This window comes from Streptomyces sp. NPDC003393, assembly GCF_053589015.1.
This window is the reverse complement of the sequence record NZ_JBSFRB010000015.1, coordinates 18,874-41,567: the sequence shown is the minus strand read 5'-3', so window position 1 is coordinate 41,567 and position 22,694 is coordinate 18,874. Positions and strand designations below refer to the sequence as shown.

The 22,694-nt window shown below is 70.1% G+C and carries 22 protein-coding genes and 1 pseudogene; 2 read left to right on the top strand and 21 right to left on the bottom strand.

The genetic code is table 11. The features are described from left to right. Positions 1 to 35: 35 nt before the first annotated feature. From ACWDUZ_RS17000 to ACWDUZ_RS16930, 15 genes and pseudogenes are all read right to left on the bottom strand, one after another. Positions 36 to 656: a GTP-binding protein gene (locus ACWDUZ_RS17000; protein ID WP_451632598.1), complete on the bottom strand. Its 621-nt coding sequence runs from the start codon at positions 654 to 656 to the stop codon at positions 36 to 38. Then, the gene (locus ACWDUZ_RS16995) at positions 637 to 1,044 is read right to left on the bottom strand and encodes a DUF742 domain-containing protein (RefSeq protein WP_451632597.1); all 408 of its coding nucleotides are present in this window, start codon (positions 1,042 to 1,044) and stop codon (positions 637 to 639) included. The genes ACWDUZ_RS17000 and ACWDUZ_RS16995 overlap by 20 nt, the downstream gene beginning before the upstream one ends. Next, positions 1,041 to 1,448, bottom strand: coding sequence for a roadblock/LC7 domain-containing protein (locus ACWDUZ_RS16990; RefSeq protein WP_030179561.1), 408 nt, complete (start codon positions 1,446 to 1,448; stop codon positions 1,041 to 1,043). Before ACWDUZ_RS16990 ends, ACWDUZ_RS16995 begins: the two co-directional genes overlap by 4 nt. Next, complete coding sequence (locus tag ACWDUZ_RS16985; RefSeq protein ID WP_451632596.1) at positions 1,445 to 3,058, bottom strand: sensor histidine kinase; 1,614 nt, start codon at positions 3,056 to 3,058, stop codon at positions 1,445 to 1,447. The genes ACWDUZ_RS16990 and ACWDUZ_RS16985 overlap by 4 nt, the downstream gene beginning before the upstream one ends. A gap of 385 nt (positions 3,059 to 3,443) precedes the next feature. After that, the gene (locus ACWDUZ_RS16980; protein WP_451632595.1) at positions 3,444 to 6,296 is read right to left on the bottom strand and encodes a DEAD/DEAH box helicase; all 2,853 of its coding nucleotides are present in this window, start codon (positions 6,294 to 6,296) and stop codon (positions 3,444 to 3,446) included. A 79-nt stretch (positions 6,297 to 6,375) separates the two neighbouring features. Continuing rightward, complete coding sequence (gene tatC / locus ACWDUZ_RS16975) at positions 6,376 to 7,326, bottom strand: twin-arginine translocase subunit TatC (protein ID WP_451632594.1); 951 nt, start codon at positions 7,324 to 7,326, stop codon at positions 6,376 to 6,378. A gap of 48 nt (positions 7,327 to 7,374) precedes the next feature. Further along, positions 7,375 to 7,656, bottom strand: a complete 282-nt coding sequence (gene tatA, locus ACWDUZ_RS16970; protein ID WP_451632593.1) for a Sec-independent protein translocase subunit TatA — start codon at positions 7,654 to 7,656, stop codon at positions 7,375 to 7,377. A 274-nt stretch (positions 7,657 to 7,930) separates the two neighbouring features. After that, positions 7,931 to 8,125 (bottom strand): hypothetical protein, encoded by a 195-nt coding sequence (locus tag ACWDUZ_RS16965; RefSeq protein ID WP_451632592.1) that lies wholly within the window; start codon positions 8,123 to 8,125, stop codon positions 7,931 to 7,933. 10 nt (positions 8,126 to 8,135) lie between these two features. Then, a complete protein-coding gene (locus ACWDUZ_RS16960) occupies positions 8,136 to 8,429 on the bottom strand; it encodes a hypothetical protein (RefSeq protein ID WP_451632591.1) in 294 nt (97 codons plus the stop codon). A 236-nt stretch (positions 8,430 to 8,665) separates the two neighbouring features. Then, positions 8,666 to 9,676: pseudogene (locus ACWDUZ_RS16955) on the bottom strand (helix-turn-helix transcriptional regulator); the annotation flags it as partial. Positions 9,677 to 9,694: 18 nt separating this feature from the next. Continuing rightward, positions 9,695 to 10,648 carry a helix-turn-helix transcriptional regulator gene (locus tag ACWDUZ_RS16950; protein ID WP_451632590.1) on the bottom strand — a complete coding sequence of 318 codons (954 nt, stop codon included), beginning with the start codon at positions 10,646 to 10,648 and terminating at the stop codon, positions 9,695 to 9,697. A 150-nt stretch (positions 10,649 to 10,798) separates the two neighbouring features. Continuing rightward, the gene (locus ACWDUZ_RS16945) at positions 10,799 to 11,170 is read right to left on the bottom strand and encodes an FKBP-type peptidyl-prolyl cis-trans isomerase (RefSeq protein ID WP_451632589.1); all 372 of its coding nucleotides are present in this window, start codon (positions 11,168 to 11,170) and stop codon (positions 10,799 to 10,801) included. A 61-nt stretch (positions 11,171 to 11,231) separates the two neighbouring features. Next, a complete protein-coding gene (locus tag ACWDUZ_RS16940; RefSeq protein WP_451632588.1) occupies positions 11,232 to 12,239 on the bottom strand; it encodes an FKBP-type peptidyl-prolyl cis-trans isomerase in 1,008 nt (335 codons plus the stop codon). A gap of 143 nt (positions 12,240 to 12,382) precedes the next feature. Continuing rightward, positions 12,383 to 13,744 (bottom strand): Pup--protein ligase, encoded by a 1,362-nt coding sequence (pafA, locus tag ACWDUZ_RS16935; protein ID WP_451632587.1) that lies wholly within the window; start codon positions 13,742 to 13,744, stop codon positions 12,383 to 12,385. Positions 13,745 to 13,753: 9 nt separating this feature from the next. After that, entirely contained in the window at positions 13,754 to 15,022 is a 1,269-nt protein-coding gene (locus ACWDUZ_RS16930; protein ID WP_451632586.1) for an MFS transporter, read from the bottom strand. A 135-nt stretch (positions 15,023 to 15,157) separates the two neighbouring features. On the opposite strand from ACWDUZ_RS16930, the gene ACWDUZ_RS16925 reads away from it, so the two are divergent. Continuing rightward, on the top strand, positions 15,158 to 16,174 hold the full coding sequence (locus ACWDUZ_RS16925; RefSeq protein WP_451632585.1) for a LacI family DNA-binding transcriptional regulator: 1,017 nt from the start codon (positions 15,158 to 15,160) through the stop codon (positions 16,172 to 16,174). 88 nt (positions 16,175 to 16,262) lie between these two features. On the opposite strand, the gene prcA is transcribed toward ACWDUZ_RS16925, so the two are convergent. The 6 genes from prcA to arc all read right to left on the bottom strand — a co-directional run bounded on the left by prcA (position 16,263) and on the right by arc (position 22,144). Beyond that, positions 16,263 to 17,024, bottom strand: coding sequence for a proteasome subunit alpha (gene prcA, locus ACWDUZ_RS16920; protein WP_451632584.1), 762 nt, complete (start codon positions 17,022 to 17,024; stop codon positions 16,263 to 16,265). 60 nt (positions 17,025 to 17,084) lie between these two features. Next, positions 17,085 to 17,930 carry a proteasome subunit beta gene (prcB, locus tag ACWDUZ_RS16915; RefSeq protein WP_451632583.1) on the bottom strand — a complete coding sequence of 282 codons (846 nt, stop codon included), beginning with the start codon at positions 17,928 to 17,930 and terminating at the stop codon, positions 17,085 to 17,087. Continuing rightward, positions 17,882 to 18,058, bottom strand: coding sequence for an endonuclease domain-containing protein (locus tag ACWDUZ_RS16910; RefSeq protein ID WP_451632582.1), 177 nt, complete (start codon positions 18,056 to 18,058; stop codon positions 17,882 to 17,884). Before ACWDUZ_RS16910 ends, prcB begins: the two co-directional genes overlap by 49 nt. Positions 18,059 to 18,230: 172 nt before the next feature. After that, positions 18,231 to 18,449 (bottom strand): ubiquitin-like protein Pup, encoded by a 219-nt coding sequence (locus tag ACWDUZ_RS16905; RefSeq protein ID WP_451632581.1) that lies wholly within the window; start codon positions 18,447 to 18,449, stop codon positions 18,231 to 18,233. Positions 18,450 to 18,630: 181 nt separating this feature from the next. Then, the gene (dop, locus tag ACWDUZ_RS16900) at positions 18,631 to 20,142 is read right to left on the bottom strand and encodes a depupylase/deamidase Dop (RefSeq protein WP_372337759.1); all 1,512 of its coding nucleotides are present in this window, start codon (positions 20,140 to 20,142) and stop codon (positions 18,631 to 18,633) included. 235 nt (positions 20,143 to 20,377) lie between these two features. Continuing rightward, positions 20,378 to 22,144 (bottom strand): proteasome ATPase, encoded by a 1,767-nt coding sequence (arc, locus tag ACWDUZ_RS16895; protein ID WP_451632580.1) that lies wholly within the window; start codon positions 22,142 to 22,144, stop codon positions 20,378 to 20,380. A 248-nt stretch (positions 22,145 to 22,392) separates the two neighbouring features. On the opposite strand from arc, the gene ACWDUZ_RS16890 reads away from it, so the two are divergent. After that, on the top strand, positions 22,393 to 22,692 hold the full coding sequence (locus ACWDUZ_RS16890) for a ferredoxin (protein WP_451632579.1): 300 nt from the start codon (positions 22,393 to 22,395) through the stop codon (positions 22,690 to 22,692). The last annotated feature ends 2 nt before the right edge of the window (positions 22,693 to 22,694 follow it).

Here is a 22,694-nt window from a genome sequence, read left to right as displayed (position 1 = left end):
GGTGAAGAAGGAGGGGGAGGTGGGGCCGGGCCGGTTCAGCGGAGCGAGCCGGTCATGGTGAGGGAGTGCAGGTAGCGCATCAGGGTCAGCAGCACGTCCCGGCTCGAGGCGCGGCGGCGCACGTCGCACTCGACCATCGGGATCTCCTCCGACAGGTCCAGCGCCGAACGCAGCTCGGAGAGCGGGTAACGGGGGGCGTCCGGGAAGGAGTTGACGGCCACGACGAACGGCACTCCGCGCTCCTCCAGCCGCCCCATGACGTCGAAGCTGACCTCCAGGCGCCGGGTGTCGACCAGGACGACCGCACCGAGCGCGCCCTCGAACAGGCCGTTCCACAGGAACCAGAAGCGCTGCTGGCCGGGGGTCCCGAAGAGATAGAGCACCAGCCGCTCGGTGATGCTGATGCGGCCGAAGTCCATCGCCACGGTGGTGGCCGTCTTGGACTCGGAGCCGTAGTTGTCGTCGATGCCGATGCCGGCCTGGGTCATGGTCTCCTCGGTGGTCAGCGGCCTGATCTCGCTGACCGAGCCGACCATCGTCGTCTTGCCGACACCGAAGCCCCCGACGATGACGATCTTCGCCGCGGCCTGGGCCGTGTGCGGCAGATGGTCCTCGGTGCGTGGGCCGGGGAGGGTGTCAGAGCCGTTGTAGTCCATGCATCACCGCTTCGAGGAGGGAACGGTCGGGGAGCGCCTGGCGGACGATCGGGGCGCGCGCCTGTACCAGTTCGGCCGTCAGCAGTTCCGTGATCAGGACCGTCATCGCGCTGAACGGCAGGTTGAGGTAGGCCGACAGTTCGGCCACGGACAGCGGGGCGCCGCACAGCCGCAGCACCGCCGCCTGCTCCGGGGTCGCGGACGGCGGTGGATCGGCGCGCGCCACGACCAGGGTGACCAGGTCGAGCGCGGCGCGCGCGCCGTCCTCGTCGGCGCCGGCGACCACGTACAGCCGCTCGGGGTTCTTCTGCCGGCCTCCTGTGGCGGGTTTGGCGGGCGGCGGCGGTTCGGGTGCGGGGTAGCGCCTCTGGCGTCGCGGAGGAGTCATACGGTCTGCCCGTTGCGCCGGGGCGGACTGGTCAGATGGGAGCCGATGCGGACCACGAGGTCGCGCATGTGGGCGCTCATCGTGCCGGGTTCGGTCCGGACGTCGGCGAGCACCGCGAGGTAGGCGTTGGCACCGGCGGACATCAGGTAGAAGTAGCCGCGGTCGATCTCGATGATGACCAGCTTCATCCGGCCGTCGCTGCCCGGGATCTCCACGGCCACGGCGCTCGCCAGGCTCTGCAGGCCGGCGCAGGCCGCGGCGACGCGGTCGGCGGAATCGGGCTCGCCGCCGTAGCGGGCGATCCGCAGGCCGTCGGCGGAGAGCACCACGATCATCTCGATGCCGGGCACGGAGTCGTGGAGCTGCTTGAGCATCCAGTCGAAGTTGGCGCGCTGCTGGATCACTTGAGGTCCCCCTCGTCGTCGGCCTCGGCGCGGGCCGGCTGCTCGATCAGGTGCAGGAATGCGGTCGGGTCCTGGGTGAACGCGGTGGGGTCGGGGTGCGGGTTGTCCTGCTTCAGGCCGTCCCAGAAGGCCTCCACCCACATGCCCGGCGGCGGTTCCTCCACGGCCGGCTCGGGCTCCGGTTCGGGGGACGTCCACACGGACCGGCCCTCCTCCTCGGCGCGCTGGGCCGCGTACTGTTCGGCGATGCGCTGGCTGAGCGGCGTCTTGACCTTGCTCCGGCGCTGCGGGAGCCCGTTCGCCGTCCACTCGGTGACCTCGGGGACGTCGTCGTCCATCGGCACGGTGGCGGGGATGCGCGGGCTGGTGGGGCGGCGCTTCTTGGGGGCTCGCTTGGGGCCCTCCAGCGCGTCCTCGCCGGGGTGCGGAATGGAGGTGGCGCCGATGCCGTGGGCCAGGCCGGGGGCGGGCTCGGTGGTCATCATGTTGCTGGGCACGATCAGTACGGCACGCACCCCGCCGTAGGCGGACGGCCGCAGGGAGACCTGCATCTTGTACGCCGTGCACAGCCGGCCGACGACCGCCAGCCCCAGACGGGGTTCCGCGCCGATCTCCTGGAGGTCGATCCCGGCCTTGGCCGCCTCCAGCATCTCCTCGATCCGGGCCCGGGACTCCTCGTTGAGGTTGACGCCCGCGTCCTCGATCTCGATGGCGACGCCGGACTGCACCTCGATGGCCGTGACGTGCACCTTGGTGTGCGGGGGCGAGTAGCGGGTGGCGTTGTCCAGGAGTTCGGCGGCGGCGTGGATGACCGGCTCGACGTCGGTGCCCTTGATGTTGACCTTGGCGATGGAGTGCAGCTCGATGCGCCGGTACTCCAGGATCCGGGACATGGCGCCGCGCAGCACGCTGTAGAGCGTGACGGGGTTGGGCCACTGGCGGCCCGGCCGGCCGCCGCCGAGGACGGAGACGGAGTCGGCGAGGCGGCCGATCAGCGCGGTGCCGTGGTCGATGCGCAGCAGGTCGTCGAAGACCTCCGGGGTACGGCCGTGGTCCTCCTCCATCTCCCTGAGCTCCATGGCCTGCTGGTGCACGATGGCCTGGACGCGTCGGGCGATGCTGACGAAGGAGCGCTGCGTGGAGTCACGCATGTTCTCCTCCTGGTCCACGATCTTGAGGATCATGCGGACCACCGCGCGCTGCGACTCGGGCAGGTGCCGCCACTCCGGGTCGCCGTCGATGATGTCGCGCATCACCTCGCGCACGGTGTGGTTGCCGCGCAGATAGGCCACCGAGTTGGGGATGATCTCCGTGCCGAGGTAGGTGATCTGGGCGTCGTGGGAGGCGATCCGCCGCTCGAGATACTCGGAGCGCCGGGCGAACTCCTCCCGCTGGTCCCGGATGACGCGGCCGCGGCGCACCGCTTCGGCGCCGGTGAGGAGTACCAGCAGGATGGCGACGGCGCCGCAGCAGCCGACGGCGAGGCGGGCCGAGTCCGTCACCAGTGCGACGGCGGCCGAGGAGGCCGCCGCCATCAGTACGGCGGGCAGCAACAGCACCCGCACGTAGGGAAGTTCGCGGCTGCCGGGGGGCGATTGGACACTCACCATGTAAGCCCTCTGAGACGAATCGGCTGGGGTTCGGGGCAGCTTCCAGTGGGGTATGTCATGGAACTGTCGGTATCTTCGGGATGTTTGGGAACAAGCGCACGAATACACATCAACTCGGTGCGCTGCGGGCGAGCTTAGTCCGACCGGATCATCGCCATGTCATATTCGGCAAGCGCCTGAAACCGCGAATGGGACAGGAGTACCCTCGGGTCGTTTGCACGTGGTGCATTCGTTCGAACACGAGCCGTGATGACGTACGGGCGTGCGGAAATCGCTCACCGTGGCGGGTGAGGGAACAGCAGGGGGCGTGACCCGTGCGGCTCGGCCGCACACGATCACGCCCCACGACTCTCCGGAGCCGGGCGCAGCCCGAGGACCTGGAGACCTACCCGACCGACGAGTAGGCGACGACACCCCGCAGCAGTCCGTCGACCGCCTTGCGGGCGTTCTTCGCCACCGTGGACCCCTCGACGGGAGCCGCCGCCGAGATCTGTCCCAGGACGTCGATCACCTGCTTGCACCAGCGGACGAAGTCGCCGGCCGACATGTCCGCCTCACGCAGCACCTCGTCCAGTCCCTTGCCCGAGGCCCACATGTACGCGGCCCAGGCGAAGCCGAGGTCGGGCTCGCGCTGGCCGACGCCCTCGGCCTGGTTGATCCGGAACTCCTCCTCCAGGGCGTCCAGCCGGCCCCAGATACGCACCATCTCGCCGAGCGCGGCCTTCGCCCTGCCCGAGGGCAGCTTGGGCGCCAGGGCGTCGTCGCCGACCCGCGCCTCGTAGACCAACGCCGAGACGCAGGCGGCGAGTTCGGCCGGGCCGAGGCCCTCCCACACGCGCTCGCGCAGGCATTCGCTGGCGAGCAGGTCCAGTTCGCCGTACAGCCGGGCCAGACGCTTGCCGTGCTCGGTCACTTCGTTGCCGCGCAGGTAGTCCAGCTCGGTCAGCAGCGACACGATGCGGTCGAAGGTCCGGGCGATGGTGTTCGTACGGCCCTCGATGCGGTGCTCCAGCTGCTTGGTGTCCCGCATCAGCCGGTGGTAGCGCTCGGCCCAACGGGCGTGGTCCTCGCGGTCGTTGCACCCGTGGCATGGGTGGGCGCGCAGGGCGGCGCGCAGCCGGGCGATCTCCCGGTCGTCGGCCGCCTGGGAGCGCCGCCCCCGGTGCCGCTCCGGCCGGATGTGCCCCGCCTTGGTGCGCAGCGCGGAGGCCAGGTCACGGCGGGACTGCGGGGAGCGCGGGTTGAAGGACTTCGGGATGCGCATCCGGTCCAGCGGCTCGACGGGCACGGGGAAGTCGATGGCCGCCAGCCGCTTGACCTGCCGCTCGGCGGTCAGCACCAGCGGGCGCGGCCCGTCGTGGTGCTCGAGGCCCCGGTGGCCGTTGGACCGGCCGGCGGGCAGGCCCGGATCGAGGACGAGCGCCAGCCCCGCGTACTTGCCCGTGGGCACGTGGATGATGTCGCCGGGTTTGAGCCGCTCCAGGGCGACGGCGGCCTCCGCACGACGCAGCGCGACGCCCTGGCGGGCCAGCTCGTTCTCACGGTCCTTCAGCTCCCGGCGCAGCCGCGCGTACTCGGTGAAGTCCCCGAGGTGGCACGTCATGGCTTCCTTGTAGCCTGCCAGGCCCTCCTCGTTGCGCTGCACCTGCCGGGAGATCCCGACCACCGACTTGTCGGCCTGGAACTGCGCGAACGAGGTCTCCAGCAGCTCGCGGGAGCGGTGCCGGCCGAACTGCTCGACCAGGTTGACCGCCATGTTGTACGACGGCCTGAAGCTGGAGCGCAGCGGGTAGGTGCGCGTGCCGGCCAGGCCCGCCACCTGCTCGGGGTTCATCCCGCGCTGCCACAGCACGACCGCGTGGCCCTCGACGTCGATGCCCCGTCGGCCGGCCCGGCCGGTCAGCTGGGTGTACTCGCCGGGGGTGATGTCGGCGTGCTGCTCGCCGTTCCACTTGACGAGCTTCTCCAGCACCACCGAGCGGGCCGGCATGTTGATGCCCAGAGCGAGGGTCTCGGTGGCGAAGACCGCCTTGACCAGGCCGCGCACGAACAGCTCCTCGACGACCTCCTTGAAGGTCGGCAGCATGCCCGCGTGGTGGGCGGCGATGCCGCGCTCCAGCCCCTCCAGCCACTCGTAGTACCCGAGGACGTGCAGGTCCTCCGGCGCGATGTGGGCGGTGCGCTCCTCGACCAGGGCGCGGACCTCCTCGCGCGCCTCCTCGTCGTTGAGCCTGAGGCCCGCGTACAGGCACTGCTGGACGGCGGCCTCGCAGGCGGCACGGCTGAAGATGAAGGTGATCGCGGGCAACAGGCCCTCGGAGTCCAGCCGTTCGATGACCTCCGGGCGGCTGGGCGTCCAGATCCGGGAGCGCTGCCGGCGCTCGCGCTCACGGTCCGCCTCGCGCATGTTCCGGCCGCGCCGGCGGTCGGGGTAGGTGGGGCGGCTGGCCTCCAGTCGCGCCATGCGCGTGAGGTCGGGGTTGACGGCCTTGCGGTGGCCCTCGCCCTCCTCGAACAGGTCGTACATCCGGCGTCCGGCCAGCACGTGCTGGAACAGCGGCACCGGTCGGTGCTCGGAGACGATCACCTCGGTGTCGCCGCGGACGGTGTCCAGCCAGTCACCGAACTCCTCGGCGTTGGACACGGTCGCCGACAGCGACACCAGCGTCACCGAGGCGGGCAGGTGGATGATCACTTCCTCCCAGACGGCGCCGCGGAAGCGGTCGGAGAGGTAGTGCACCTCGTCCATGACCACATGGCCGAGGCCGCGCAGGGTCTGGGAGCCGGCGTAGAGCATGTTCCGCAGCACCTCGGTGGTCATCACGACCACGGGGGCGTCCGCGTTGATGCTGTTGTCGCCGGTGAGCAGGCCGACCTTGCCGCTGCCGTAACGACGGCACAGGTCGGAGTACTTCTGGTTCGACAGGGCCTTGATGGGTGTCGTGTAGAAACACTTCCTGCCCTGCTGGAGGGCGAGGTGGACGGCGAACTCGCCGACGATCGTCTTGCCCGAGCCGGTGGGCGCGGCGACCAGCACGCCCTTGCCCGCCTCCAGGGCCCGGCAGGCCTCGATCTGGAAGGGGTCGAGGCCGAAGTCGTACATCTCGCGGAAGCCCGCGAGCGCGGTGGCCTGCTCGGCAGCTCGCCTGCGCGCTGCCGCGTACCGCTCGGCCGGTGAGAGGTCCTGAGTCATCGTGCTTTCGAGCGTACCGGGCCGCGCTGACAACAGGACGATCATTATCCGGATCACCCCGGGAACACGGGGGGCCGGCCGCTCGCGGTGCGGAGCGGCCGGCTCGGTGCCGTCGGTGGCGGACTCAGGTCACGTCGTCGTAGCCGTTGACCCGGTCCGGGCCGGACTGCTCGGGCAGGCCGCGGGCGGCGCTGACCGGTTCGACGTCCCCGACGTCCTCGGGGGTCAGGTCGAGCTCGGAGGCCTCGTCGTCGGACGGGCCGGACTCCTCACGGCGCCGCCTGCGGCGGTCGTTGAGCAGCGAGAAGGCGACCGCGCCGAAGTACAGCACCCAGATCGGACCGGCGAGGGCCAGCATCGAGAGCGGGTCGGTGCTGGGGGTGGCCACGGCCGCGAAGACCGTGATGCCGAGGATCATGGCCCGCCACCAGCCGAGCATGCGCCTGCCGGTGAGCACCCCGGTGAGGTTCAGCATGATCAGCAGCAGCGGCAGCTCGAAGGAGAGGCCGAAGACGATCACCATGCGCGTGACGAGCTGGAGCAGGTCGTCGAGCGGCAGGAAGTTCCTGATGGACCCGTTCGGCGTGAAGTCCAGCAGCACCTTCGCCGTGGTGGGCAGCACCCGGTAGGCGAAGAAGGCGCCGCCGAAGAACAGCGGGGCGCCGGTGAGGACGAAGGCGTAGGCGTACTTCTTCTCGTGCCGGTGCAGGCCGGGCGCGACGAACGCCCACAGCTGGTAGAGCCAGAACGGCGACGCGGCCACGACGCCGGCCATCAGGGAGACCTGGAGGGCCAGCGTGAACGGTGCGAGGAGGCCGTTGATCGTGATCTCGGCGCACTGCTGTTTGCCGCTGGACCTCGCCAGCTCCTCGAAGGTCTGCGGGCAACCGATCGAGTCGAGGATGGGCCTCGTCAGGAAGTTGATGATGTCGTTGTAGAAGAAGGCGGCGACGATCGTGACGACGACGACGGCCAGCATCGCCTTCGCGAGCCGGTTGCGGAGCTCGCGGAGGTGGTCCGCGAGAGGCATGCGCCCCTCGGGGTCCTTCTCCTTCTTGCGGGCAGGCTTGAGCAAACCCACGTCCTCATCTCGTGCGGCAGGCCGGAAGGGTCCGGCCGTGCGTCAGCGCTGGGTGGTGTCCGTCGGCTCGTTGACCGGGCGCGAGCTGGACACGTCACCGGGGGCGGCCTGGATCGTGCGCTGCGCGGGAGGCTGCTCGTCGCCGGGCGCCGGCGCGGAGGAGCCGGTGCGGCCCTCGTCCTTCATCGCCTTGGCCTCGCTCTTGAGGATGCGGGCGGACTTGCCGAGCGAGCGCGCCATGTCCGGAAGCTTCTTCGCGCCGAACAACAGGATGATGACGACGAGGATGAGAATGATCTCGGGGGCTCCGAGCCTTCCGAACATAAGTCTTTACCTTCTCACCGAGGCGGCTGGTGGGATGCTGTCCGACCGGTCGGACACGTGACCGAGCGATCGTTCTGCCAGCGATCGTAACGCTCGGGGGTGAACGTGAGGCAATCCCCGTGCGTACTCCCGTCCGCGGCCCGGGCCTCGTTCTCCGGTCCGCCTTCAGCAGCGTACCTGGCGGAAGTGGCAGCGTGACAGGGCGAAGGACGTCCGCGCCGCACGCCCACGGAACTCTTACCGGGCCTCGTCCACCGGCCGTCGTCCGCGCGGCTCACAGCGACTCCGCCGACCGGGCGGCGCTCAGGCTCGCCCGCTCCAGCTCCTCCGCGGCCCGGTTGATACGGCTCGCGGACTCCGAGACCTGCTGCCCGAGCCGCCGCGCCTCGACGAAGACCCGCACGGCGAGCACCGCGAGGACGGCGAGGCCCAGGAAACCCACGGCTACCGCGAACATCGGCCAGAACATGCCCACGAGACTAGACCGTCGAGTGCAGGCGCAGCGTCCTGACGCCGCCGCCGGTGAGCAGCTCCACAATGCGCTCGCCGGCCGGTTTGCGGACCGCCGCACCGCAGTCGGGGCAGGTGAAGGAGTAGAAGGTGGTGCGCCTGCTGGCGCCGATCGCCAGGCGCAGCGCGCTCGCGGCGAGTTCGAATCGGCCCCGGCAGTCGGGGCAGCCCGCCCGGAACACGACGGGGGCCACACTTCTCATGCCGGCGAACGCCGCCGCCACCGACACGCCGCGCACCCCGGACACCGCCGACTCGCTCACAGTCCCTGCTCCTGCCTGTCGTCACGCCCGCGCGGCCCGGCGGCTGCCGCGGGCACGCCCCGCACGGCCGGCGCGGCACGCCCCGATGGGTCCACGGCCCGCGAGGCACCGGGAATGCCCGGGGACCCGGCAGCGGCCGCGGCACCCGCGGACCCGGTGGCGCTCGCGGACCCGGTGGCGTCCTCACCGCCCCCGCCGGCCGGGGCGTCGACGGCGTGGTCCGGGTCCGGCTCGTTCGACGCGCCGCCCGCGCCGGGCAGGTCCGCCGCCTCGTCGTAGGCGGCCAGCGCGTCGGAGGCCGCCCGGCGGGCGCTGGCGGCCAGGTCGCCGGGTGCGACGATCCGGCCGTCCCGGCCCAGGCGCAGCGCCAGGCGTCTGAGCGAGGCCGGGTCGGGGGTGCGCAGAGTGATACGGAGCCCGCCGTCGGGAAGTTCATCGGCGCTGTCGTGCGGGTAGTACTCGGCGACCCAGCGGCCGCCCGGGCCGACCTCGACGACGACCTCGGGGTCCTCGGCGGCGGGCTGCACCAGCGCCTCGGACAGGTCGCGCAGCTCCACCTCGGGAGGCGCGGACGGCTCGTCGAGGATCCTGATCTCGGCGACCCGGTCGAGCCGGAAGGTGCGGCGCGCCTCGGAGCGGCGGCACCAGGCCTCCACGTACGTGTGCCCGACGCTGACCAGGCGGATGGGGTCGATCTCGCGCTCGGTGACCTCGTCGCGCGCGGGCGAGTAGTAGCGGATCCACAGCCGGCGGCGCTCGGAGATCGCCCGGTCCACGTCGGCGAAGACCCCGCCCTCGGACTCGAAGGTCACCGACAGCCGCGCGCTGGCGCCCGCCGCCTCGCCGGCCGCCGCCTCCACCTTGGCCGTCGCCCGCAGCAGCGCCTGCCGGTCGCTCTCGCGCAGTCCGGGCAGGGTGGCCACCGCGCGGGCGGCGACCAGCAGGGCGGTCGCCTCGTCGGCGGCCAGCCGCAGCGGTTCGGCCGCCTCCGCGCCGAGCGCGGCCGGGTTGTGCCACCAGATGCGCTCGCCGTCGGTGTCGATGTCGAGCAGGTCGCCGCCGCGGAAGCTGGTGCCGCACATGGGCAGCACGTCGAGGTCCGAGACCAGCTCGTCCTCGGTGATGCCGAAGGCGCGCGCCACGTCCTCGATCCGGGCGCCGGGGCGCTCCCGGAGATACGTCACCAGGGAGAGCATCCGCCGGGTCTGGTCGATGGCGTTCACGGGCCTGACCGGTTTGCCTGCCACAGTGTTGCTCGCTCCCCCTCAGCCCTTGGCCACGGCACGCAGCCGGTCCACCACGTCCGCCCGCAGCTCCGCGGGTTCGACGACCACCACGTCCGGTCCGAACTCCACCAGCCAGGCGTCCAGCCCGTGCCCGTACGGGATGTCCAACTCGTCCCACCCGTCGCCGAGTTCCCGTATCGCCGAGGCCTTCGCCCGAAGGGGGTACCCGGCGCCCGAGCGCAGCCGGATACGGGCGGAACGGTCGGTGATCTCGCCCGCCCAGCTCGCGACGGTCTCACGGACGGTGACGACGTCGGGGACAGGTGCGGTGAAGCCGGTGCCGCGGGAGCGGACCTTTCCGGTGATCCGGGAGAGCCGGAAGACGCGCTCGGCGCCGCGGTCGCGGTCGAATCCGGCCAGGTACCAGTGGCCGCGCCAGCACTCCAGCGCCCACGGCTCCACGTGCCGGGTCTGAGGACGAGCGGCACTGGCCTTGCGGTAGTCGAAGACGACCGGGCGGCGGTCGCGGCAGGCCAGCATCAGCGGTTCGAAGGCGGCCTCGTGGACCGGAATGCGCGGCTCCAGGGCGCCGTGCGCCTCGTACGGGTCGACGTCCTCGGGCAGCCCGGCGGCGCGCAGCTTCTGGAGGGCGCCGCTGGCCGCCCCGGCGAGACGGGCCTGCTGCCAGACCTTGGCGGCCAGCCCCAGCGCGGCGGCCTCCTCGGCGTCCAGGGTGATGGGCGGCAGCCGGTTGCTGTCCCGGCGGGCCAGGTAGCCGGTCTCGCCGTCCAGGCCCTCGACGGTCTCGATGACCAGCCCCAGCTCCCGCAGGTCGTCCTTGTCCCGCTCGAACATGCGGTTGAAGGAGTCGTCGGACCCCGCTTCGAGATAGGCCTCGATGGACTCGTGCAGCTCACGCTTGCTGAGCGGCCGTCGCGCCCCGAGCAGGCACAGCGCCAGGTTCATCAGCCGCTCGGCCTTGGCAATGGCCATCGGTGCCCTTCGCCTTCCTGATGGTGCTTACGACCGATGACCGTACCGCTCCGCGACGCGGTGGCAAAAGCCGAGGGCCCACGCCCGAACAGGCATGGGCCCCAGGTGATCGCAACCCGCTGGATCCCGGTGGGATCCGAAGCGGGACGGTCAGACCCCGAGCAGGTCCACGACGAAGATCAGCGTCTCGCCGGGCTTGATCGCCGGGGAAGGGCTCTGGTTGCCGTAGGCGAGGTGGGCCGGGATGGTCAGCTGGCGGCGGCCGCCGACCTTCATGCCCTGCACGCCCTGGTCCCAGCCCTGGATGACTCGGCCGGCGCCCAGCGGGAAGCGGAAGGGGGTACCCCGGTTCCAGCTGGCGTCGAACTCCTCACCGGTGCTGAAGGCGACACCCACGTAGTGGACGGTGACGGTCTGACCCGCCTTCGCCACCTCGCCGTCGCCCTCCCAGATGTCCTTGATCTCCAGCTCCGCCGGGGGCTCGCCGCCCGGGAAGTCGATCTCGGGCTTGTCGATGCTCACGTCTCTAGCTCCTGCTTTGTCTGCGATAAGGCAACAGGCACAGTCTTACATCCCCCGCGCCTCACATCGCGGCGAGGATGTCCACGGTGAACACCATCGTGGAGTCCTTCTGGATGCCACTGTTCGGCGGCGGGTTGTCGCCGTAGCCCAGCGCCGGGGGAATCACGATCAGGATCCGGCTGCCCACCTTCTTGCCGGTCATGCCCTGCGCCCACCCCTTGACGACCTGCTGGAGGGAGAACGAGGCCAGGGTCTTCTTCTGGTAGGTCGAGTCGAACTCCTTGCCGCCGTCCCAGACCACGCCCTTGTACTGGACGAGCACCGTCTGGTCCGCCTTGACCACCGGCCCGTCGCCCTCGATGACGTACTCGGACACGAGGTTCTTCGGCGCGGCGGCCTTCGGCACGGTGATGGACGGCGCCTTGCCGTCGGTGTTGGTGCCCACCTTCGGCAGGTCCGCGTTCTTCTGCGGCACCACCTTGCCCTTGGCGGAGCTCGTCGCGTTGAAGGTGTTCTGCACATCGACGACGAACACCAGCGTGTCCGTGCCCTTGATGCCCGCCTGCGCGTTGCCCTGCGGCCCGTAGCCCCAGGTCGGGGGCACCGAGAACAGGAGCCGGCTGCCGACCTTCCTCCCGCTCAGCGCATAGCGCCAGCCGTCGATGATCGACCCCTGGGAGAGCTGGATGATCAGCGGCGCCTTGCGGTCGTAGGAGTTGTCGAAGACCTTGCCCGTGTCCCAGATCTGCCCCAGGTAGTGCGCCTGGACGTAGTCGTTCTCCGCGACCGTGCGGCCGCCGCCCGCGATCACGGTCTTCAGGGCGAGGTCCTTCGACGGCTCACCGGTGCCCTTGGCCACGGTCGGCTTCTGCCCGAACTTCGTACCCGCGGTGATCGCCGGCAGCGGCCCGGAGACGATCTTCGGCGGCGGCGCGGCCGACGTGGCCGGGGCGGTCGGCGACGGAGAGGCGGTCTCAGTGGCCTTGCCCGAGCCGGCGTTGTCGTTGCCGCAGGCGGCCAGGGTGACCAGCCCCGCGGGGACGGAAAGAAGGAGAGAGCGTCGGCGCACGGTGGGGGCCTCGTAATCGATCGGTCTGTTGATGGCGTGCGCGCAACTCTACGACGCCGCAAGGGCGCCGTACGTGAAACGTACGGCGCCCGTGTGGCGTACCGGTAATGCGTGCGGGCCGTGCCTGCCGGTCCGTACGCGGCTCACATTCCGGCGATCAGCTTCTCCACCCGGTCGTCCACCGAACGGAACGGGTCCTTGCACAACACCGTCCGCTGCGCCTGGTCGTTGAGCTTGAGGTGGACCCAGTCGACGGTGAAGTCCCGCCGCTGCTCCTGCGCCCGCCGGATGAAGTCGCCGCGCAGCCGCGCCCGAGTGGTCTGGGGCGGAACCGACTTGCCCTCGAAGATCTTCAAGTCGTTGCAGATCCGGGTCGCTTGGCCCTTCTTCTCCAGCAGGTAGTACAGGCCACGACGGCGGTGGATGTCGTGGTAGGCGAGGTCTATCTGGGCGACCCGCGGATGCGACATGGTCATGTTGTGCTTGGCGCGGTACCGCTCGATGAGCTTGTACTTCATCACCCAGTCGATCTCGGTGCCGATACGGTCGAGATCCTCCGCCTCGATCGCGTCCAGCGTCCGGCCCCACAGCTCCAGCACCTGCTCCACCGTGCCGGTGCGGATGCCGCGCCGCTCGCAGAAGTCCAGCGCCTTCTCGTAGTACTCCCGCTGCACCTCCAGCGCCGAGGCCTCCCGGCCGCTGGCCAGGCGGACCTTGCGGCGGCCCGTGATGTCGTGGCTGACCTCGCGGATCGCCCGGATCGGGTTCTCCAGGGTGAGGTCGCGCATCACCGTGCCCGCCTCGATCATGCGCAGCACCAGGTCGGTGGCGCCGACCTTGAGCAGCATGGTCGTCTCGGACATGTTCGAGTCGCCCACGATGACGTGCAGCCGCCGGTAGCGCTCCGCGTCCGCGTGCGGCTCGTCGCGGGTGTTGATGATCGGCCGGGAACGCGTCGTCGCCGAGGAGACGCCCTCCCAGATGTGCTCCGCCCGCTGGCTCACGCAGTACACGGCCCCGCGCGGCGTCTGGAGCACCTTGCCCGCACCGCAGAGCAGCTGCCTCGTGACCAGGAACGGAATGAGGATGTCCGCGAGCCGCGAGAACTCCCCGTGCCGCGCCACCAGGTAGTTCTCATGGCAGCCGTAGGAGTTGCCCGCCGAGTCGGTGTTGTTTTTGAAGAGGTAGACGTCGCCTGCGATTCCCTCCTCGTGCAGGCGTCGTTCCGCGTCTACCAGGAGTCCTTCCAGAATGCGCTCGCCGGCCTTGTCGTGGGTGACCAGTTCGATCACATTGTCACATTCGGGTGTCGCGTATTCCGGATGTGAGCCCACGTCGAGATAAAGCCGGGCGCCGTTCCGCAGAAAGACATTGCTGCTGCGGCCCCATGACACGACACGGCGGAAGAGGTACCGCGCCACCTCGTCAGGCGACAGACGGCGCTGTCCCCTGAACGTGCACGTGACGCCGTACTCGTTCTCCAGCCCGAAAATGCGGCGGTCCATGAGTGAACATTACGCCCGATCCCCCGGACTGAAACGGGGTTCGACAGCACGATTTGGATCATTTTCCGATGAAGCCGCAACGACCGCCCTCCCGGCGGGAGCTGCGAGGACCCGCCCGGTGGCCAGAAGAACCAGCAACGACACGGCCCCTGCCGCGCCCGGCACCGCGAATCCCCACAGCGCGCCGCCCGCCTGGACCACCGGCCCCGCCACCCCCGTCCCCACGGACGCCCCCACTGTGAAAGTCGTCACAAGCCAGGAGAACGCCTCGGTGACCGTCCCGCTCGGCGCGTGCCGGTCCACGATGATGAACGCGCAGGCGATGCACGGCGCCAGGAACACCCCGGACAGCGCCGTCAGCGCCACCATGGCCACCGCGCCCGGCATCAGCATCAGTGGCAGATAACACACCGCCAGAAGCGCCACCAGCACGCGCAGTCGCCGCTCGGGCACACCGCTCCACGGCCGCGCCCCGTAGACCGTGCCGCCCACCAGCGCGCCCAGGCCCAGCGCCGCCATCAGCCAGCCGTACACCGCGTCCCCGCCGTGCCCGTCCGCGTACGGCACCGCCGCCACCGTGATGGACCCCAGCGCGATCCCGACGAACAGGAAGGCCCCCAGCAGCGCCAGCAGCCCCGGCGAGCGCAGCGCCCCGAGCCAGTGCGCCGCACGCGGTGCCGAACGCCACTGCCTGGACGGCGGCGAGACCACCACCGACAGCGCGCCCAGCACCCCCACCACGTTCAGCACCACCAGCGCCGCCCGCGCCGACCACAGCGACACGCACAGCGTCACCAGCAACGGCCCCGCGGTGAACATGACTTCCTGGGCCACCGCGTCCATCGCGTACGCCGTGTGCACCTGGCCCTCCTTGCGCAGGACGCTCGGCCACAGCGCGCGCAGACCGCCCTCCAGCGGCGGGGTGAACAGCCCGGCCGCCGCCACGGCCGTCCAGGCCGGCACCGGCGGCTCGGTGCCGATCAGCGCGAAGACGGTCGCCGCCAGGGCCGAGGCGACCGCGGCCGGCAGTTGCACCCGGGGCTGTCCGTGCAGGTCCACCAGGCGGCCCAGCACCGGCTGGCCGACCGCGTTGGCCACGCCGTACACCGCCGCCAGCGCCCCCGCCAGGCTGTACGTGCCGCCCTCCGCGCGCACGAACAGCACGATCGCGATCGCCGCGGTCGCGTTCGGCAGCCGCCCCACCAGCGTGCCCACCAGCAGCCGGGCGGCGTGCCGCGACCCGAGGATCTCCAGGTACCCCGCGAATCCCGCGGCCATCGCACGCCCTCCAGGTCAAGTTTTACGTATAACGTGGCTCGCCATACGTACCATGTGCGCAGTTCACCGGTCCAGACGGCCGGACGGACCGGACGAAGACCATCGAGCGACCGGACGCAGAGGAGCAGCCCCGCGGTGGCACCAGCAAGCACGCGCCCCACCAGCCGTGACGTCGCCCAGGCCGCCGGAGTCTCCCAGGCCGCCGTCTCGCTCGTCCTCGGCGACAAATGGCGCGGCCGGGTCTCGCAGGCCACCGCCGAACGGGTACGGCAGGCCGCCCGCGACCTCGGCTACCGGCCCAACCTCGCCGCCCGCAACCTGCGCCTCGGCCACACCCGCACCGTCCTTCTCGTCGTCCCCGCGCTGACCACCGAGTTCTTCGCCGGCGTCTACACCGGTGCCGCCCGCGTCGCCGCCGAACACGGGTTCGGCGTCGTCCTCTACCCCTCCCCCGAAGGCATCGGTCCCGCCCGCAACCCGTTCGCCTCCGCCCGCGCCGCCCTGGACGGCGTCATCGCCTCCTCCATGGCCGCCGACGCCCTCACCGACATCCGCGGCGACCAGCTCCCCCTGGTCATGCTGGACAGCGACCCCGAGGGCAGCCTCGGCGCCGCCACGGTCAACCTCGACATCGCCGACGGCGTACGCCAGGTCGCCGACCACCTGCTCGCCCTCGGCCACCGCCGCTTCCTGCACCTCGCGGCGGACGTGCCCTCCTGGACCTTCGAGGTACGGGCACGGGAGCTCGCGGCGCGCGTCGGCGCCGTACCGGGCACCTTCGTGAGCACCGCCCGCGCCCCCATCTCCATCGAGGACGCCCGAGCCGCCACCGAGGCCGCCCTGGGCGGCCCCGGGCCCCGGCCCACCGCCCTGGTCTGCGACGACGACAAGCTGGCCGCAGGCGCCTACAAGGCCCTGCGCCGCCTTGGCCTGCGCATACCCGACGACGTCTCGGTCACCGGCCTGGACGACCTCGCCCTCGCCACCGCCATGGAGCCCGAGCTGACCACCGTCCGGCTGGACGCGGAACTGTTCGGCGAACGCGGCATGCACGCCCTGCTGGCCGTCCTGGACGGCCGCGCACCGGCCGGCGGGGACATCCCCGTCGAACTGGTGGTACGGGGCTCCACGGCCCCGCCCAGCACCTCCTGAGGCGCGAGTCCGGAGACGCCGGTGCCCCGGAGCCGACGTCCGTGACATCGGCTCCGGGGCACCGGTGGGCGAAGACCACCCGGAAGGACTACTCCTTCTCGAGGCCCGGGGAATCGGCCGCGTCGTCGCCGTCCTGCGAGGTGTCCGCCTCGCCGCCCGCCAGCAGCCGCGCCAGCTGCCGCCCCACGATCCGCTTGAACTTGCGCTTCTGCGGGCGCGTACGGTCCAGCACCGCCACCTCCAGGCGCTCCGCGGGGATCTCCCGCTCACTGCCGTTGGTGTCGCGGGACAGCGCCTGCACCGCCAGCTTCAGCGCCTCCGCCAGCGTCATCCCGTCCCGGTGGCGCTGGTCGAGGTAGCTGCTGATCTGCTCGGCGTTGCCGCCGACCGCGACCGAGCCGTGCTCGTCCACGATCGACCCGTCGTGCGGCAGCCGGTAGATCTGGTCACCCTCCGGGGTCTCCCCCACCTCGGCGACCACCAGCTCCACCTCGTACGGCTTCTCCGCCGCACTCGAGAAGATCGTGCCCAGCGTCTGGGCGTAGACGTTGGCCAGACCGCGGGCCGTGACGTCGTCCCGGTCGTAGGTGTAACCCCGCAGATCGGCGTAGCGGACGCCACCGATGCGCAGATTCTCGTACTCGTTGTACTTGCCGGCCGCGGCGAACCCGATCCGGTCGTAGATCTCGCTGAACTTGTGCAGCGCGCGGGACGGATTCTCACCGACGAACACGATCCCGTCGGCGTACTGCAGCACGACCAGGCTGCGACCGCGGGCGATGCCCTTGCGGGCGTACTCCGCCCGGTCGGCCATCGCCTGCTGAGGTGACACATAGAACGGCGTCGACACCGGTTATCCGTCCCTTTCTGTAGAAGTCACTCGATCACCCTGAACAAGAACGGCCACCGGCTACAGCAGCGCCGCCCGCGGGCCGTCGGGCTGCTCCAGACGCCGCTGGAGCACCGAACGGGCGATCTCGGAGGACTCGTCCTCGCTGAGCCGGCGGAAACCGTCCTCGGTGATCACGGTGACGATCGGATAGATCCGGCGGGCGACATCGGGACCACCGGTCGCCGAGTCGTCGTCTGCCGCGTCGTACAGGGCCTGCACCACCAGCGTCGTGGCGTCGGCCTCGGACAGGTCCTCACGGAAGAGCTTCTTCATCGAACCGCGCGCGAAGATCGAACCGGACCCGGTCGCCGCGAACCCGTGCTCCTCGCTGCGGCCGCCCGTGACGTCGTAGGAGAAGATCCGGCCCTTCTCGCGGTCCAGGTCGTAGCCCGCGAAGAGCGGGACGACGGCCAGGCCCTGCATGGCCATGCCCAGATTGGAGCGGATCATGGTCGACAGCCGGTTCGCCTTGCCCTCCAGCGACAGCTGCACCCCCTCGACCTTCTCGAAGTGCTCCAGCTCCAGCTGGAACAGCTTCACCATCTCCACGGCGATACCGGCGGTGCCGGCGATGCCGACGGCCGAGTACTCGTCCGCCGGGAACACCTTCTCGATGTCCCGCTGCGCGATCACGTTCCCCATGGTCGCCCGGCGGTCACCGGCCAGCACGACGCCCCCCGGGAACGTCACGGCGACGATGGTCGTGCCGTGCGGAGCCTCGATCGCGCCCTGGGTGGGCGGCAGCTGCCGCTTGCCCGGCAGCAGCTCCGGCTGGTGCTCGGAGAGAAAGTCCATGAACGAGGAGGACCCAGGCGTCAGGAAGGCAGCCGGTAGACGCCCGGTGCTACGAGTGTTGGCTTCCACGCGTTTCCTTCCAGGTAGTCGGCAGCTCGGTACGCGGCTCCGGGATCGTGCCGCAACAGGCCGAGGCCGGAATTGCAGTTGAAGCACAGTACGCCACGGACCCTACCCGCCTTGTGGCGGTGATCCACATGAACGGCGGAAGCCTGCGGACGGCGCGCACGGAGTCCTCGCCGCCGCCACGCACGGTGGCACCGCCCGCAAGCGAAGGCTGCGTGCGGTGTGGCCTCACCGCACCGCACGCAGCGCTTCACACTTTCTCCGCCTGCCGGCCGATGCCCCCTGCGACCTTCGATTCGAAGGTTACTCGCCGCCCTTTTGCACGAAGGACCTCACGAAATCCTCGGCATTGGACTCGAGTACATCATCGATTTCGTCGAGGACGTCGTCCACGTCGTCGCTCAGCTTCTCGTGGCGTTCCTTGATGTCCTCGGCGGCCTGTGCGTCCTGGACCTGCTCCTCGACCTCCTCGGTCGAGTGCGTGGCCTTCTGCTGCCCGCCACCGGTGTCCTTCGTTGCCATAACCCTCACCCCGCTCAGTTCGCCCGACATGGTCGGCATTACGGCCGATCGGTGATGATCAGACCCTACAAGCCGGGTCCGACATCGGCCCCGTGGTTTCTCCAAGGTACGGGGGCCGTCTCGATGATTCCCGGCCGGAGGGATTTCCACCCCGTCCGGCCGGTCCGGTCCGGGTACCCGCTCAGCCGCCGGACAGGACCCTGACCAGGTCCTCCGCGGTGCGGCAGCGGTCCAGGAGCTCCTTGACGTGATTACGCGTTCCGCGAAGCGGTTCCAGGGTCGGGACGCGCTGGAGCGAGTCCCGGCCGGGCAGGTCGAAGATGACCGAGTCCCAGGAGGCCGCGGCGACGTCGTCCGCGTACTGCTCCAGGCAGCGGCCGCGGAAGTAGGCGCGGGTGTCCTCCGGTGGCTTCCTGCGGGCCCGGTCGACCTCGGACTCGTCCAGCAGGCGCTTCATGCGTCCGCGGGCCACCAGACGGTTGTACAGGCCCTTCTCGGGACGCACGTCCGCGTACTGGAGGTCCACCAGGTGCAGGCGGGCGGCGTCCCAGTCCAGGCCGTCGCGGCGCCGGTAGCCCTCCATGAGCTCCCGCTTGGCGACCCAGTCCAGCTCGCCGGCCAGGCTCATGGGGTCGTTCTCCAGCCGGTTGAGGGTGTCCTCCCAGCGGGCCAGGACGTCCTTGGTCTGGTCGTCGGCGTCGGCGCCGAAGCGCTCCTCGACGTACTTGCGCGACAGCTCGTAGTACTCCATCTGGAGCTGGACCGCGGTGAGTGTGCGGCCGCTGCGGAGCGTGATCAGGCGCTTGAGGGACGGGTCGTGCGAGACCTGGTGGAGGGTGCGAACGGGCTGGTCGACGGCCAGGTCGACGGCGATGAAGCCGTCCTCGATCATGGACAGGACCAGGGCGGTCATGCCCAGCTTGAGGTAGGTCGAGATCTCGGAGAGGTTCGCGTCGCCGATGATCACGTGCAGCCGGCGGTACTTCTCCGCGTCGGCGTGCGGCTCGTCGCGGGTGTTGATGATGGGGCGCTTCAGGGTCGTCTCCAGGCCGACCTCGACCTCGAAGTAGTCGGCGCGCTGGCTGAGCTGGAAGCCGTGCTCGTGGCCGTCCTGGCCGATGCCGACGCGGCCGGCGCCGGTGATGACCTGGCGGGAGACGAAGAAGGGCGTGAGGTGGCGCACGATGTCGGAGAAGGCGGTCTCCCGCTTCATCAGGTAGTTCTCGTGCGTGCCGTAGGAGGCGCCCTTGTTGTCGGTGTTGTTCTTGTAGAGGTGGATCGGCTGGGCTCCGGGCAGCTGGGCGGCGCGTTCGGCGGCCTCGGCCATGATCCGTTCGCCGGCCTTGTCCCACAGGACGGCGTCGCGCGGGTTGGTGACCTCGGGGGCGCTGTACTCGGGGTGGGCGTGGTCGACGTAGAGCCGTGCGCCGTTGGTGAGGATGACGTTGGCCAGGCCGATGTCCTCGTCGGTGAGCTGGCTGGCGTCGGCGGCCTCGCGGGCGAGGTCGAAGCCGCGGGCGTCCCGCAGCGGGTTCTCCTCCTCGAAGTCCCAGCGGGCCCGGCGGGCCCGGTGCATCGCCGCCGCGTAGGCGTTGACGATCTGGGACGAGGTGAGCATGGCATTGGCGTTGGGGTGACCGGGGACGGAGATCCCGTACTCCGTCTCGATGCCCATTACTCGCCGTACGGTCATGCGGCCCTCCTTGCCCGGCGGCGCCCTCGGTCGTGGGCGGCGCTCAAGTACCGCTCGTGCCCGGGTGCCTGTGCGGTGCCCGTCCCCGCACTGCGCGACCCGGCGGTACGAAAGAGCCTAGAACGCCTTTGCGCTGGTGGGGAGATCATTTGCGTCATTGCCTGCTCCGTGCGTGGCCCCGAAAAACAGGTCGGCTGCGGGTACCCGCCGAGGGCACCCGCAGCCGCCCTGTTTTTTACAGGTACTGTCCGGTGTTCGCCACCGTGTCGATGGAGCGTCCGGTGTCCGCGCCCTGCTTTCCGGTGATGAGGGTGCGGATGTAGACGATCCGCTCGCCCTTCTTTCCGGAGATCCGGGCCCAGTCGTCCGGGTTGGTGGTGTTGGGCAGGTCCTCGTTCTCCTTGAACTCGTCCACGCAGGCCTGGAGCAGGTGGGAGACGCGGAGACCCTTCTGGTTCTTCTCGAGGAAGTCCTTGATCGCCATCTTCTTGGCGCGGCCGACGATGTTCTCGATCATGGCGCCGGAGTTGAAGTCCTTGAAGTAGAGGACTTCCTTGTCGCCGTTGGCGTAGGTGACCTCCAGGAAGCGGTTCTCCTCGGATTCGGCGTACATCTGCTCGACCGCGGTCTGGATCATGGCCTGGACCGTGGCGTCCTTGTCGCTGCCGTGTTCCGAGAGGTCGTCCGCGTGCAGCGGAAGGCGCTCGGTGAGGTACTTCCCGAAGATGTCCTGGGCCGCCTCGGCGTCCGGACGCTCGATCTTGATCTTCACGTCGAGCCGGCCGGGGCGCAGGATGGCCGGGTCGATCATGTCCTCGCGGTTGGAGGCGCCGATCACGACCACGTTCTGCAGGCCTTCCACTCCGTCGATCTCGGCGAGCAGCTGGGGGACGATGGTGTTCTCCACGTCCGAGCTGACGCCGGAGCCACGGGTGCGGAAGAGGGACTCCATCTCGTCGAAGAAGACGATGACGGGGGTGCCCTCGCTGGCCTTCTCGCGGGCTCGCTGGAAGACGAGGCGGATCTGCCGCTCGGTCTCGCCGACGTACTTGTTCAGGAGCTCGGGGCCCTTGATGTTGAGGAAGAAGCTCTTGCCGGCGGCCTGGCCGGTGACCTCGGCGACCTTCTTGGCCAGCGAGTTGGCGACGGCCTTGGCGATGAGCGTCTTGCCGCATCCGGGGGGACCGTAGAGCAGCACGCCCTTGGGCGGACGCAGTTCGTGCTCCTTGAACAGGTCCGGGTAGAGATACGGCAGCTCGACGGCGTCGCGGATCATCTCGATCTGGTTGCCGAGGCCGCCGATCTGGTCGTATCCGATGTCGGGCACCTCTTCGAGGACGAGTTCCTCGACCTCGCTCTTGGGCACGACCTCGTAGACGTAGCCGGACCTGGGCTCGAGCAGGAGGGCGTCGCCGGCGCGGATGGTGACGTCCAGCAGCGGCTCGGCCAGCCGCACCACCCGTTCCTCGTCGGTGTGCCCGATGACCAGGGCGCGCTCGCCGTCCTCGAGGATCTCCTTGAGGGTGACGATGTCGCCGACGCGCTCGAATTCCATGGCCTCGACCACGTTGAGCGCTTCGTTGAGCATCACTTCCTGGCCGCGCCGGAGCTCGTCGAGCTCGACGCTGGGGCTGACGTTCACCCGCAGCTTGCGGCCGCCGGTGAAGATGTCGGCGGTGCCGTCCTCGTTGGCCTGCAGGAAGACACCGAAGCCGGCGGGCGGCTGGGCGAGCCGGTCGACCTCTTCCTTGAGGGCCACGATCTGGTCGCGGGCCTCACGGAGGGTGTTCGCGAGGCGTTCGTTCTGCGCGGACACGCCGGCCAGGTTGGTCTGCAGCTCGACGATCCGCTCTTCGAGAATCCTCGTGTGTCGCGGAGAGTCGGCGAGCTTGCGTCGCAGGACGGCGATCTCCTGCTCAAGGTAGGCGATCTGCCCGGCCGGGTCTTCGGACCCTCGTCCCGGGCGGATGCCGCGGTTCATGTCGTCGTCGTGGGCTGCCACGGTCCTCACCTCCTCCAAGGGGAGCTGGACGCTTCCAGACCCTACCTGGGTGGGTGTCGATTGAAACCCCTAGATCACAAAGACGGTCGGGGTGTGTCCGATCTTCACCCTTGCGCTCTCCCTCACGCCAGGGGAATACCCACCGAACATGATTGGAAAGCGAACAGAGATAGGGTCGAGATGTTCAACACCCGTCAGAGCTGGCCTGATTCCCGCCGGCTCGACGAAATACGGCAGGAGAGACGAACGTGCAGCAGCGGACCGCGGACGGCGGCGAGGCACTGGAGGTCTGGATCGACCAGGACCTGTGCACCGGTGACGGCATCTGCGCACAGTATGCGCCGGAGGTTTTCGAGCTGGACATCGACGGCCTGGCCTATGTGAAGGGCGCGGACGACGAGCTCCTGCAGGAGGAGGGGGCGGCAACGCCCGTGCCGCTGCCGCTTCTCACGGACGTCGTCGACTCGGCCCGGGAATGCCCGGGCGAGTGCATCCATGTGCGGCGGATTTCGGACGGCGCCGAGATGTACGGACCTGACGCCGGGTGACC